The sequence below is a fragment of the Streptomyces sp. NBC_00539 genome (assembly GCF_036346105.1).
Taxonomy (GTDB): Bacteria; Actinomycetota; Actinomycetes; order Streptomycetales; family Streptomycetaceae; genus Streptomyces.
The window spans coordinates 5,202,614-5,215,179 of the sequence record NZ_CP107811.1 but is presented as its reverse complement, the minus strand read 5'-3'; the positions used below and the strand labels follow the sequence as shown (position 1 = coordinate 5,215,179).

At 73.5% G+C, this 12,566-nt stretch carries 10 protein-coding genes; 6 read left to right on the top strand and 4 right to left on the bottom strand.

Annotated features, from left to right (window positions below; genetic code table 11):
- Positions 1-2: 2 nt before the first annotated feature.
- Positions 3-2,600, top strand: a complete 2,598-nt coding sequence (gene hrpB, locus OG861_RS23385; protein WP_329194368.1) for an ATP-dependent helicase HrpB — start codon at positions 3-5, stop codon at positions 2,598-2,600.
- Here the strand turns inward: hrpB and OG861_RS23380 are convergent.
- From OG861_RS23380 to OG861_RS23370, 3 genes are all read right to left on the bottom strand, one after another.
- Positions 2,590-3,561: a DUF3068 domain-containing protein gene (locus OG861_RS23380; protein WP_329194370.1), complete on the bottom strand. Its 972-nt coding sequence runs from the start codon at positions 3,559-3,561 to the stop codon at positions 2,590-2,592. The genes hrpB and OG861_RS23380 overlap by 11 nt on opposite strands.
- A 13-nt stretch (positions 3,562-3,574) precedes the next feature.
- Positions 3,575-3,715 carry an SPW_0924 family protein gene (locus tag OG861_RS23375; RefSeq protein ID WP_329194372.1) on the bottom strand — a complete coding sequence of 47 codons (141 nt, stop codon included), beginning with the start codon at positions 3,713-3,715 and terminating at the stop codon, positions 3,575-3,577.
- Positions 3,716-3,791: 76 nt separating this feature from the next.
- Entirely contained in the window at positions 3,792-4,991 is a 1,200-nt protein-coding gene (locus tag OG861_RS23370) for a lytic transglycosylase domain-containing protein (protein WP_330261853.1), read from the bottom strand.
- Between the two features lie 149 nt (positions 4,992-5,140).
- On the opposite strand from OG861_RS23370, the gene OG861_RS23365 reads away from it, so the two are divergent.
- Complete coding sequence (locus OG861_RS23365) at positions 5,141-6,028, top strand: DUF4184 family protein (protein ID WP_329194375.1); 888 nt, start codon at positions 5,141-5,143, stop codon at positions 6,026-6,028.
- Positions 6,029-6,061: 33 nt separating this feature from the next.
- Here the strand turns inward: OG861_RS23365 and polA are convergent, their stop codons facing one another.
- Positions 6,062-8,782 carry a DNA polymerase I gene (polA, locus tag OG861_RS23360; protein ID WP_329194377.1) on the bottom strand — a complete coding sequence of 907 codons (2,721 nt, stop codon included), beginning with the start codon at positions 8,780-8,782 and terminating at the stop codon, positions 6,062-6,064.
- Between the two features lie 146 nt (positions 8,783-8,928).
- Here polA and OG861_RS23355 point away from each other — a divergent pair, with 146 nt between their 5' ends.
- From OG861_RS23355 to OG861_RS23340, 4 genes are all read left to right on the top strand, one after another.
- Positions 8,929-11,199 (top strand): FdhF/YdeP family oxidoreductase, encoded by a 2,271-nt coding sequence (locus OG861_RS23355; protein ID WP_329194378.1) that lies wholly within the window; start codon positions 8,929-8,931, stop codon positions 11,197-11,199.
- 58 nt (positions 11,200-11,257) lie between these two features.
- A complete protein-coding gene (locus OG861_RS23350) occupies positions 11,258-11,716 on the top strand; it encodes a PaaI family thioesterase (RefSeq protein WP_190182036.1) in 459 nt (152 codons plus the stop codon).
- Between the two features lie 57 nt (positions 11,717-11,773).
- Positions 11,774-11,914 (top strand): hypothetical protein, encoded by a 141-nt coding sequence (locus OG861_RS23345; RefSeq protein ID WP_329194381.1) that lies wholly within the window; start codon positions 11,774-11,776, stop codon positions 11,912-11,914.
- A gap of 134 nt (positions 11,915-12,048) precedes the next feature.
- The gene (locus OG861_RS23340) at positions 12,049-12,543 is read left to right on the top strand and encodes a Tat pathway signal sequence domain protein (protein ID WP_329194382.1); all 495 of its coding nucleotides are present in this window, start codon (positions 12,049-12,051) and stop codon (positions 12,541-12,543) included.
- The last annotated feature ends 23 nt before the right edge of the window (positions 12,544-12,566 follow it).

The following is a 12,566-nucleotide window of genomic DNA, read 5'->3' as shown; positions in this document are numbered from 1 at the left end:
CCTTGATCCGCACCGCCGACCTCGACGCCCTTCCCGTACGGGAGGCCGTGCCCGCGCTCGTCTCGGCGCTGGAGGCGCGCGGCGCCGCCGTACTGTGCGCCCCGCCCGGGACCGGCAAGACCACGCTGGTGCCGCTGGTGCTGGCGGGGCTGCTGGGGGCCGGCGAGCGGCGCCGGGTCGTGGTGGCCGAGCCCCGGCGGATCGCCGCCCGGGCGGCGGCGCGGCGGATGGCGTGGCTGCTGGGCGAGGCCGTCGGGGAGTCGGTCGGCTTCACGGTGCGCGGGGAACGGGTGGCCGGCCCCCGCACGGCGGTGGAGGTGGTGACCACCGGCGTCCTGCTCCAGCGGCTCCAGCGGGACCAGGAGCTGGCCGGCGTGGACGTGGTCGTCCTGGATGAGTGTCACGAGCGGCACCTGGACGCCGACACGGCCGCCGCGTTCCTCCTGGACGTACGCGCGACCCTGCGCCCGGAGCTGCGCCTGGTCGCCGCGTCGGCGACGACGGACGCGGCCGGCTGGGCCCGCCTGCTGGGGGACGCGCCGGTGGTGGAGGCCCGGGGCGCCTCGTACCCGGTGGAAGCCGTGTGGGCGCCCCCGGCCCGGCCGGTGCGGCCGCCGCACGGGATGCGGGTGGATCCGGCGCAGCTGACGCACGTGGCCTCGGTGGTGCGACGGGCGCTGACGGAACGTTCCGGCGACGTGCTCTGCTTCCTGCCCGGCGTCGGCGAGATGGCCCGGGTCGCCGGGCAGCTGGACGGCGTGGACGCGCAGGTGCTCCAGCTCCACGGCCGGGCACCGGCGTCCGTCCAGGAGGCGGCGCTGACGCCGGCCCCGCACCGCCGGGTGATCCTGGCGACGGCGGTCGCGGAGTCCAGCCTGACGGTGCCGGGGGTGCGGGTGGTCGTGGACTCGGGGCTGGCCCGCGAGCCCCGGGTGGACCACGCCCGGGGTCTGGGCGCCCTGGCGACCGTACGGGCGTCCCGCGCGGCGGGCCGCCAGCGGGCCGGGCGGGCCGGGCGTGAGGCACCGGGGACGGTGTACCGCTGCTGGTCGGAGGCCGAGGACGCGCGGCTGACGGCGTACCCCTCCCCGGAGATCCGGCTCGCGGACCTGGCGGCGTTCGCGCTCCAGGCCGCCTGCTGGGGTGAGCCCGATGCGTCGGGACTCGCCCTCCTGGACGCGCCGCCCGCCGGGGCGATGGCCGCCGCGCGGGAGGTACTGCGGGCGGTCGGCGCGGTGGACGAGGCCGGGCGGCCGACCCCGCGCGGGCTGCGGATGGCCCGGCTGGGGCTGCACCCCCGGCTGGCGCGCGCACTGCTGGACGGCGCGTCGGCGCTGGGCGCGCGGCGGGCCGCGCAGCTGGTGGCCCTGCTCAGCGAGGAGCCGCCACGGGAGTACGGGGACGATCTGGCGGCCGCCTGGCGGGCCGCCCGCCGTGGCTGCGACGGCTACGCGCCCCGCTGGCGGGCGGAGGCCAAGCGTCTGGAGCGCGCTCTGGGCGAGCCCGCGGGGCCTGCGCGGGCGCCGGAGGCGCGGGGGTCCGGGGACGGAGCCCCCGAAGGGGCCCGGGGTGCGGCCCCGGTTTCGGGAAGGGCTGGGACGGGGGCAGGAGAGCCCGCCGACCAGGCCGCCGCCGGGCTCGTCGCGGCGCTGGCGTTTCCCGAGCGGGTGGCGAAGGCCAAGGGGGCCGGAGGTTTCCTCATGGCCGGCGGCACGGCGGCCGAGGTCGGGGACGGCTCGCCGCTGCGCACCGCGCCCTGGCTGGCCGTGGCCGTCGCAGACCGGGGCCCGCACTCCGCCTCCGCGCGGGTCCGCCTCGCCGCGGCCCTGGACGAGGACACCGCCCTGGCCGCCGCCGCACATCTGCTGACTTCCGGGGAGGAGGTGCGCTGGGAGGGCGGGGACGTGGTGGCCCGGGCGGTGGAGCGGCTCGGGGCGGTCGAGCTGGTCACCCGGCCCCTGCGCGACCCCGACCCCTCGCTGGTCCGCGACGCCCTCCTCGACGGGCTGCGCACCGAGGGGCTCGGGTTGCTGCGCTGGTCCCCGGACGCGCGGGCGTTGCGGGCCCGGCTCGGCTTCCTGCACCGCACGCTGGGCGGCGCGTGGCCCGACGTGACGGACGACGCGGCACTGCTGGAGCGGGCCGACGACTGGCTGGAGCCCGAGCTGTCGCGCGCCCGGCGCCGCGCCGACCTGGGCAGGATCGACGCGGGCCAGGCCCTGAACCGGCTGCTGCCCTGGGCGACCGGCGAGGCGGCCCGCCTCGACGAACTGGCCCCGGAGCGCCTGGAGGTGCCCAGCGGTTCGCGGATCCGCCTCGACTACACCGCGGAGCACGGGCAGCCCGTACTCGCCGTGAAGCTCCAGGAGCTGTTCGGGCTGGCCGACACCCCGCGGGTGGCGGGGGTTCCCGTACTCGTCCACCTCCTGTCTCCGGCCGGGCGGCCCGCCGCCGTCACGGCCGACCTCGCCTCCTTCTGGCAGGGCGGCTACCGCGCCGTCCGCGCCGAGTTGCGCGGCCGCTACCCCAAGCACCCCTGGCCCGAAGACCCCGCGACCGCCGAGCCGACCCGGCACACCAACGCCCGGCTCAGGCGGTGAGGTCCGCGTCGCGGCGCCGGCCGCGCGCCTCCAGCCACAGGGCGAGCCCGAGGAAGGCGAGTCCGCCGACCGTCAGCCCGAGGGGGGCGTAGGTGTGCAGGGCGAGGACCTTGACGCGGTTCGACCGCACCAGGTCCACGGTGTACGCGGAGTAGTCCGGGCGTATCCTCACGTCCCCGGCGAAGACGGTCAGCCTGCCGTCGGGCGCTCCGGCCGCGATCCCGCCGCGCATCTCCTGCTGGATCTGCTGCTCGGCGTTGACGGGCGCGCCGGTCACCGGGTCCACCCAGAACATGGCCTTGACCGTGTACCAGAGGCTGGTGCCGGTGCTCTCTTCGAACGTCTTGGGGTCGATGCCCTCGATCGGCATCTTCTTCGGCAGGGGGACCTTCGTCCACGGGACGGTCTGCTCGAAGTAGTAGACGTCCATGCCCTTGAACGTGCGCGGGCCGACGTAGTGGATGGGTGAGGAGCTGCGCGTCTGGGCGTCGAAGTAGAGGTAGTCGCGCGGTTCGGTGAAGAACGGCCACTTGAACTCGATGCCCTCGCGCCTGACCGGGTCCCCGTCGACCATTTCGCCGGTGGCGTGCACCGGGTCCTGGGTGTGGGCGTCGAAGACGTACCGCTCGGGGATCTGGGAGACCATCTTGCCGTCGGGGCCCATGATGTAGGACAGCGTGTCCCAGACGACGACGTCCTTGCCGGCGCTCGCCTCGATCTGCCGGGACGCCTCGACGTTGCCCTTGAGCGTCTGGACGATGGTGACCTTGTCGACCTTCTTGGGCTGCATGCCGGCGGTGTAGTCGAGCAGGGTCGCATCCTTCGCCTCCAGGACCATCTCCTGGTACTGGTTCGGCGGGATCTTGGCGAGGCGGGGGTACGCGTACCAGCGCAGCAGCGGTGCGAAGGCTGCGCAGAACACGGCTACGGCAAGCAGGACGAGGCTCGCTCTGCGTCGCACGGCCGGCCCTCCTCTACTTTCCGGGCGCGGCGGGCGCGGTGGTGAGCAGGGGTCTGGGCGAGGTCGTGCCTTCGGGCACCCCGAGCGCCGTGACGGCGAAGACGAGGGCCAGCGCGGCGGCCAGCCCGACGGCGGCGGCGACGAGTGCGCGCATACGGGGCCTCCGGATCTGATGGGGTGTCAGAGAGGGGGCACCGTAGCAACGCCGGGCGGAGATGAGAACCGTTCGGCTAGAGGGTTCCGGAGCGGCTCGGGCGGGGGGTGGGGGCCTGGGTGGAGCCGGTCTTCGGGGTGGGGGTGGCGGACGGCTTCGCGGTGGCGGAGGGCTTCGGCGTCGGCGTGGGGGTGGGCGCCGGCGTGGGCTTCGCAGTCGGGGTCGGGGTCGGGGTCGGCGTGGGGGTAGGGCTAGGCGTCGGCGTGGGCTTCGGGGTCGGCGTCGGCGTGGGCGTGGGCGTGGGGGTGGGGGTGGGGGTGGGGGTGGGCGTCGGGGTGGGTACCGGCGTCGGCGTCGGCTTGGGTGTCGGGGTGGGCGTCGGCGTGGGCTCGGGTTGCGCGGGCGTGGGGGTCCCCGCGCCCGGGCCGGCTTCGTCCGGGACCTCCCGCGTACCGTCGAGGTAGTACGTGAACCAGGACCGCACCGTCCTCAGGTACTCCCCGGACTGGTTGTACGACAGCACCGCCCGGTCCAGGTCGGCGCCCACCCGCAGGTCACGGCCGCCCGCGCACAGGTAGCGCCCGGCGGCCAGCGCCGCGTCGTACACGTTGTTCGGGTCCCGCCGGCCGTCGCCGTTGCCGTCCTGGCCCCAGGTCGCCCAGGTGGACGGGATGAACTGCATCGGCCCGACGGCCCGGTCGTAGCGGGCGTCGCCGTCGTACGCGCCCCCGTCGGTGTCACTGATGCTCGCGAAGCCGTTGCCGTCGAGCACGGGGCCGAGGATCGGCCGCAAGGTGGTGCCCGCGGCGTCCACCCGGCCGCCTCCGGCCTGCCCGGACTCCACTTTGCCGATCGCCGCGAGCAGTTGCCAGGGCAGTCCGCACCCGGGGTCGGTGTCCGCGATCCTCCGCTCGGCGCGCCGGTACGCCGCGAGCACGCTCGCCGGTATCCCCCGCGCACCCTCGGCCCCGCCCATGGCCACCGGCTCGGTGTGCGACTCCCCGGCCGTACCCGTCGGCGCGGGTGAGGGCGTCGGGTCCTCGGACGGCTGTGGCCCGACGGGCGGCGGCAGTTCGGTGGAGTAGGCGGAGTCCCCGCCCTGCGGGGCGGTCGCGGAGGGGCCGCGTCCCTCGCCGGCGGCGACCGGTGCCCGGTCCTCGGTTCCCGAGGCGGGCCCCTGGGAGGCGGTCACCGCGGCCACCACCAGCGCGGAGACTAGGGCGGCGGCGCCGCTCCTGCGCAGCCGACCGAACCGGGCCGGTATTCGTCCCCGCATGAGCCTGACTCCTCCCCGTCGACGTCCGCGTGACCCTACGTCAACTGCCTGCACAAGGCACGTACAGGCGCCGGGACTTCACCATTCCCCCACCTCCTGCGCAGGTCCCGCATACTGTCCCGGACCGTTCGGGAACGAGAAGGGGCACCATGCCGTTCACTCTCAGCCACGCGGCAGCCGTACTTCCGGCCGTCCGTCGGGCCGGGCGGGCCCGCGGGCCGCTGGTCGCCTCCGCGCTGGTACTGGGTTCGTTCGCCCCCGACACGTTCTACTTCCTGGACGCGGTGGTGGAGGGGGTGATGGGGTACGGCGGGTTCACCCACTCCCTTCCGGGGGTGGTGACGGCCGACGCCGCGCTGACCGCCGCCATGGCGGCCTGCTGGCTGCTTCTGCGCGAGCCCCTGATCGCCCTGCTGCCACCCGCCTGGCGGGGCAGGGCGTACGCCTTGCTGCGGGGTGAGGACTGGCGGGCGGGCCGCCGGCCGGCCGCGCTCGCGCTCTGGTTCTACCTCTCGGCGGTGTCCGGCTCCTTGACGCACGTGGTGTGGGACAGTTTCACGCACCTCGACCGGTGGGGCACCGATGTCCTGCCCGCGCTGGGCGAGCCGCTCGCGTTCGGTCTGCCGCTCTACTCCTACCTCCAGTACGGCAGTTCGGCGCTCGCCGCCTGCGCCCTGCTGTGGTTCACGGTGACGGCCCTGCGCCGGCTGCCGCTCTCGCCCGTTCCGCGGTCCGTGCCGTCGCTGGGGCGGGCGGAGGTGTGGTGCGCCGCTGTGCTCCTGGCGGCGTGCGTCGGCGCGGGGGTCACGATGCGGGTGCTGCGCTACTTCACGTTCTTCGACCGGATCCGCACGCCCCTCGACATCATTCCGACCGTCTGCTTCGGCGCGGGCGGCGGCCTGATGGTGGCGCTGCTGCTCTACGGGGCCCTGGTGCGGCTGCGTCACCGCGGCGGCGAGCGGCGGGCAGGCAACCGGCGGGGCGGCGCCGGCCGGGGAAGTGACGAGGAGACGCGGACGCCCGTCCCCACCGCGTAGCGGGGACGGGCGCCGGGGCGGCGGTGGCCGCGATCAGTGCGCGGCGGACTCCCAGTCCGGGCCGACGCCCACGGACACGTCCAGCGGGGCGCGCAGGTCGACGGCGGCGGCCATCTCGCGGCGCACCAGCTCCTCCACCTTCTTGCGCTCGCCGGGAGCGATCTCCAGCACGATTTCGTCGTGGACCTGGAGCAGCATGCGCGAGGTGAGCCCGGCCTCGGTGAGGGCCCGGTCGACGCGGAGCATGGCGACCTTGACGATGTCGGCGGCGGTGCCCTGGATGGGGGCGTTGAGCGCCATCCGCTCGGCGGCCTCACGGCGCAGCCGGTTGTCGCTGTTGAGGTCGGGCAGGTAGCGGCGGCGGCCCAGTACGGTCTCGGTGTAGCCGGTGGCGCGGGCTTCCTCCACGACGCGCTGGAGGTAGTCGCGGACCCCGCCGAACCGCTCGAAGAACGTCTCCATCAGGCCCCGCGCCTCGGCCGGTTCGATGTTCAGCTGCTGCGAGAGGCCGAAGGCGGACAGGCCGTAGGCCAGGCCGTACGACATGGCCTTGATCTTGCGGCGCATCTCCGGGTCGACGCGGTCGCGTTCCACGCCGAACACCTGGGAGGCGACGGTGGTGTGGAGGTCCTCGCCCGACAGGAACGCCTCGATCAGGCCCTCGTCCTCGGAGAGGTGGGCCATGACGCGCAGCTCGATCTGGCTGTAGTCGGCGGTCATGAGGGACTCGTAGCCCTCGCCGACGACGAAGCCGCGGCGGATGGCCCGGCCCTCGTCGGTGCGCACCGGCACGTTCTGCAGGTTCGGGTCGGTGGAGGACAGTCGTCCGGTGGCGGCGACGGTCTGGCTGAAGCTGGTGTGGACGCGGCCGTCGGCGGCGATCGACTTGACCAGGCCCTCGACGGTGACGCGCAGCTTGGCCTGCTCCCGGTGCCGGAGCATGATCACCGGGAGTTCGTGGTCGGTCTGCGTCGCGAGCCAGGCCAGGGCGTCCGCGTCGGTGGTGTAGCCGGTCTTGGTCTTCTTCGTCTTGGGCAGGTCCAGCTCGCCGAAGAACACTTCCTGGAGCTGCTTGGGCGAGCCGAGGTTGAACTCGTGGCCGACGGCCGCGTGCGCCTCCTTCACCGCCTGCTGCACGGCCCCGGCGAACTGCTGCTCCATGCCTTCGAGGTGGTCGCGGTCGGCGGCGACGCCGGCCCGCTCCATCCGGGCCAGCAGTTCGGAGGTCGGCAGTTCCATGTCGTGGAGCAGCCGGGCGGCGCCCACCTCGTCGAGCTTGCCGGTGAAGGCCTCGCCCAGGTCCAGGACGGCGCGGGCCTGCGCCATCAGCGCCTCCGCCTCGGCGGTCTCGTCGGCTCCGAAGGCGAGCTGGCCATCGGCGGCCGCCGGGGCGAGCTCGCGGTGCAGGTACTCGTTGGACAGGGCGTCCAGCGCGAAGGAGCGGCGGCCGGGCTTGACCAGGTAGGCGGCGAGCGCGGTGTCCATGGTGACGCCCGCGAGGCTCCAGCCGTGTTCCGGGAAGACCCGCATCAGGCCCTTGGCGTTGTGCACGACCTTGGGCCTGGCCGGGTCGGCGGCCCAGGCGGCGAAGGCACGCTCGTCCGCCTCGTCCAGCTCCGACGGCTCGAACCAGGCGGCGGGCCCCCCGGCCGTCGCCAGCGCGATCTCACTGATGTTGCCCTGGCCCAGGCCCCAGCTGTCGACGGTCGACACGCCGAGCGCCTCACCGGCGTGGCGCTCCAGCCAGGGGCCGAGCTCGCCGGCGCCCAGCACGGACCCGTCCAGCTCCACCCCGGCCGCCGGTGCGGGCGCCGGCGCCTCGGCGGCGCCCGGGTCCATCGCCAGCAGCCGCTCGCGCAGCGAGGCGTTGCGGATCTCCAGCACGTCCAGCACACCGGTCACAGCGGAGCGGTCGTAGGGGACGCGGGCCAGGTCGGCGGGGGCCTTGGCCAGCTCGACGTCCTTGACCATCTCCGTCAGGACGCGGTTGAGCTTCACCGACTCCAGGTGGTCGCGGAAGTTCTGCCCCGCCTTGCCCTTGACCTCCTCGGCGCGCTCCACCAGTTCCTTGAACGACCCGAACTGCGTGATCCACTTGGCTGCCGTCTTCTCGCCGACGCCCGGGATACCCGGCAGGTTGTCGGACGGGTCGCCGCGCAGCGCCGCGAAGTCCGGGTACTGCTGCGGGGTGAGCCCGTACTTCTCCTCGACCTTCTCCGGGGTGAAGCGGGTCAGCTCGGAGACGCCCTTGGTCGGGTAGAGCACGGTGGTGTGCTCGGAGACGAGCTGGAAGGAGTCCCGGTCACCCGTGACGATCAGCACCTCGAAGCCCTCGGCCTCGGCCTGCGTGGCCAGCGTCGCGATCACGTCGTCGGCCTCGAAGCCGTCGACCGCGAACCGCGGCACGTTCATCGCGTCCAGGAGCTCGCCGATCAGCTCCACCTGCCCCTTGAACTCGTCGGGCGTCTTGGAGCGGTTCGCCTTGTACTCGGGGAACTCCGTCGCCCGCCACGTCTTGCGGGACACGTCGAACGCCACCGCGAAGTGCGTGGGCGCCTCGTCGCGCAGCGTGTTCGCCAGCATCGACGCGAAGCCGTAGATGGCGTTGGTCGGCTGGCCCGTCGCGGTCGTGAAGTTCTCCGCGGGCAGCGCGAAGAACGCCCGGTACGCCAGGGAGTGCCCGTCCATGAGCATCAGGCGGGGGCGGTCCGCTGCGGTCGGCTGGTCGGTCTTCTTCGATGCTGAATCTGCCACGCCTCCGATCCTAGGCGTCCCCTGTGACAATCCCCGACGGCAGCTCTCGCCGTCCGGGATGTCGGCGGGGCGTGGCAGGATCGTGCGGACACGCGAACGCGCGCGGCCCGGCCGACGCGATGCCCGACTGCTCAAAGGGGAGCGACATGGCCACCAAGCCGCCCGCAGGTGATCCCATACAGGACGCGCCGCAGGTCGCGCCCCCCAAGCACGCCGCGGCCGGCCTGCCCGCGATCGGGCACACCCTCAAGATCGCCGGGCAGCAGATGGGCCTGACCCGCACCGCCCGCACCCTCCTCAAGGTCAACCAGAAGGGCGGCTTCGACTGCCCCGGCTGCGCCTGGCCCGAGGGCGACGAGCGGCACACCGCCGAGTTCTGCGAGAACGGCGCGAAGGCCGTCGCCGAGGAGGCGACGCTGCGCCGGGTGACCCCGGACTTCTTCGCCGCGCACCCGGTGTCCGAGCTCGCCGACCGCAGCGGCTACTGGCTCGGCCAGCAGGGCCGCATCACCGAGCCCATGTACCTGGCGGAGGGCTCCGACCACTACGAGGCCGTGTCCTGGGAGCGGGCCTTCGAGATCATCGCGGAGGAGCTGCACGCCCTCGGCTCCCCCGACGAGGCTCTCTTCTACACCTCCGGCCGCACCAGCAACGAGGCGGCCTTCCTCTTCCAGCTCTTCGCCCGCGAGTTCGGCACCAACAACCTGCCGGACTGTTCCAACATGTGCCACGAGTCCTCGGGCTCCGCACTGAACGAGACCATCGGCATCGGCAAGGGCAGCGTCTCCCTCGAAGACCTCCACCAGGCCGACCTGATCATCGTCGCGGGGCAGAACCCGGGCACCAACCACCCGCGCATGCTCTCCGCCCTGGAACGGGCCAAGTCCTCCGGCGCGAAGATCATCTCGGTGAACCCGCTGCCCGAGGCCGGCATGGAGCGGTTCAAGAACCCCCAGACCCCGCTCGGCATGCTCAAGGGCACCGCCCTGAACGACCTGTTCCTGCAGATCCGCATCGGCGGCGACCAGGCCCTCTTCCGCCTCCTGAACAAGCTCGTCATCGAGGCCGGCGGCGCCACCGACGAGGCCTTCATCCGCGAGCACACCCACGGCTACGAGGAATTCGCGGCCGCCGCCAAGGAAGCCGACTGGGCGCAGACCCTCACCGCCACGGGCCTCGCCCGCCCCGAGATCGAACGCGCCCTGGCCATGATCCTCGCCTCGCAGCGCACCATCGTCTGCTGGGCCATGGGCCTGACCCAGCACAAGCACGCCGTCGCCACCATCCGCGAGGTCGTGAACCTGCTCCTGCTGCGCGGCAACATCGGCCGGCCCGGCGCCGGCGTCTGCCCCGTCCGCGGCCACTCCAACGTCCAGGGCGACCGCACGATGGGCATCTTCGAACGGCCCGCACCGGCCTTCCTCGACGCCCTCGACGCGGAATTCGGCATCACCTCGCCCCGCCACCACGGCTACGACGTGGTCCGCTCCATCGAGGCCCTGCGCGACGGCAAGGCCAAGGTGCTCTTCGCCATGGGCGGCAACTTCGTCGGCGCCACCCCCGACACCGACGTCACCGAAGCCGCGATCCGCCGCGCCGCCCTGACCGTGCACGTCTCCACCAAGCTCAACCGCTCCCACGCCGTCACCGGCAGGCGCGCCCTGATCCTGCCCACCCTCGGCCGCACCGACAAGGACGTCCAGGCGAGCGGCAAGCAGTTCGTCACGGTCGAGGACTCCATGGGCATGGTCCACGCCTCCCGCGGCAACCTGGCCCCCGCCTCCCCCCACCTGCTCTCCGAACCCGCGATCGTCGCCCGCCTGGCCCGCGCCGTACTGGGCGGGGCCTCGCGCACCCCGTGGGAGGAGTTCGAGAAGGACTACGCAGCCATCCGCGACCGGATCTCGCGCGTCGTCCCCGGCTTCGAGGACTTCAACGCCCGTGCCGCCCGCCCGGGCGGGTTCCGCCTCCCCCACGCCCCGCGCGACGAGCGCCGCTTCCCCACCAAGACCGGCAAGGCCAACTTCACCGCCGCGCCCGTGGAATACCCGAAGGTCCCCGCGGGGCGGCTGCTGCTCCAGACCCTGCGCAGCCACGACCAGTACAACACCACCATCTACGGCCTCGACGACCGCTACCGCGGCATCACCGGCGGCCGCCGCGTCGTCATGGTCCACCCCGAGGACGCGGCCGAGCTGGGCCTGGCCGACGGCGCCTACACCGACCTCGTCGGCGAGTGGTCCGACGGCGTGGAGCGCCGCGCCCCGGGCTTCCGCGTCGTGCACTACCCGACGGCCCGCGGCTGCGCCGCCGCGTACTACCCCGAGACCAACGTGCTGGTCCCCCTGGACTCCACCGCCGACACCAGCAACACCCCCGCGAGCAAGTCCGTCGTCGTGCGCTTCGAACCGGCCTGATAGAACGACCCCAGGACAAGATGGTTAACGAACGTTGACACACGAACGGAGCCGGCCCATGGGCGAGCAGCACGCAGTGAAGTTCCCGCAGGAGGTCCTCGACGAGTACGCGGCCCTGGGCGTCGACCTGCCCGCCCTGTTCTCGGCGGGCGACCTCGGCGAGCGCATGGACATCCGCATCCTGGAGGCCTCGGCCGACCGCGTGGTGGGCACCATGCCCGTCAAGGGCAACACCCAGCCCTACGGACTCCTGCACGGCGGCGCCTCCGCCGTCCTCGCCGAAACCCTCGGCTCGGTCGGCGCGATGATGCACGGCGGCATCAACAAGATCGCCGTCGGCGTCGACCTGAACTGCACCCACCACCGCGGCGCCCGCTCCGGCCTGGTCACCGGCGTCGCCACCCCCGTCCACAAGGGCCGCTCCACCGCCACCTTCGAGATCGTCATCACCGACGACCAGGACAAGCGCGTCTGCACGGCCCGCCTCACCTGTCTCCTGCGCGACACGAACTCGTAACGCCCCTTCCCCCGGCAGCAGTTGTGCTGCCCCCGGCGCCGGTCTAGCGTTCCCCGCATGGGATCCGGACCGGCGCCGCGGCGCGCCACCGCCGCCTGCCCGGCGACCAAAGTCCTGAGCACAGCCGCCCTGAGCGCAGCCGCCCTGAGCACGGCGTACGCCGTCCCGGGCGCCCCGGCCGGCGGGTCCCGCCCGTGAGCGGCGGCATCGGGCCGGTCGAGCCCGGCGAGGGCACCTCGGACCACGACGTCCCGCGCGCGGAGCCCCGTAGACCCGTTCCGAGGTGGACCGGCTCCCGCCACGGACGCCGCCGCCGGGCGGCCATCGCCCTCGTGGCCCTGGTCTGCGCCGCGGGACTGGCCTTCGGGGTCGCCCACCGGTACGCCACACGCTCCCGGCCCGCGCCGCAGACGCAGGCGGCACCTTCCCAGACCGTCTCCCTCTCCTACGGCGAACCGGTCGATCCACCCACGGCGGACCTCGCGTTCGCCTTCACTGTGCGTGTGCGCAGCGGGTCCGCCCGGCCCGTCTCGATCGACCGGATCACCCAGCCGTCGCGGGCACTGAGCGTAGTGATCCGGCCGGCGCTGCCCCTCGTGGTGGCCGAGGGGGAGCTGCGGGAGCTCGTGATCGGGATTCGGGTCGACGACTGCGTGCATGTAGCACGGAATTCCGGGCTCCCTTTTCTGGAAGTAACCCTCAGTAATGGAATCCTGAAAGAGGACCACAGTTACATCCCCGGTGACCGTTATGCACGGGATCTTTCCGTCGCTCTGACCAGGGCCTGTCCCGAAGATCGAGACGTCGGCACCCCGACGCCGTCATGAGCAAAACGCCCCAGAGTCCTGGA

Coding starts and splice junctions, on each gene's coding strand:
- OG861_RS23345 (WP_329194381.1), top strand. CDS start 11,774: ATGGGATCCGGACCGGCGCCGCGGCGCGCCACCGCCGCCTGCCCGGCG.
- OG861_RS23350 (WP_190182036.1), top strand. CDS start 11,258: ATGGGCGAGCAGCACGCAGTGAAGTTCCCGCAGGAGGTCCTCGACGAG.
- OG861_RS23355 (WP_329194378.1), top strand. CDS start 8,929: ATGGCCACCAAGCCGCCCGCAGGTGATCCCATACAGGACGCGCCGCAG.
- OG861_RS23370 (WP_330261853.1), bottom strand. CDS start 4,991: ATGCGGGGACGAATACCGGCCCGGTTCGGTCGGCTGCGCAGGAGCGGC.
- OG861_RS23365 (WP_329194375.1), top strand. CDS start 5,141: ATGCCGTTCACTCTCAGCCACGCGGCAGCCGTACTTCCGGCCGTCCGT.
- OG861_RS23375 (WP_329194372.1), bottom strand. CDS start 3,715: ATGCGCGCACTCGTCGCCGCCGCCGTCGGGCTGGCCGCCGCGCTGGCC.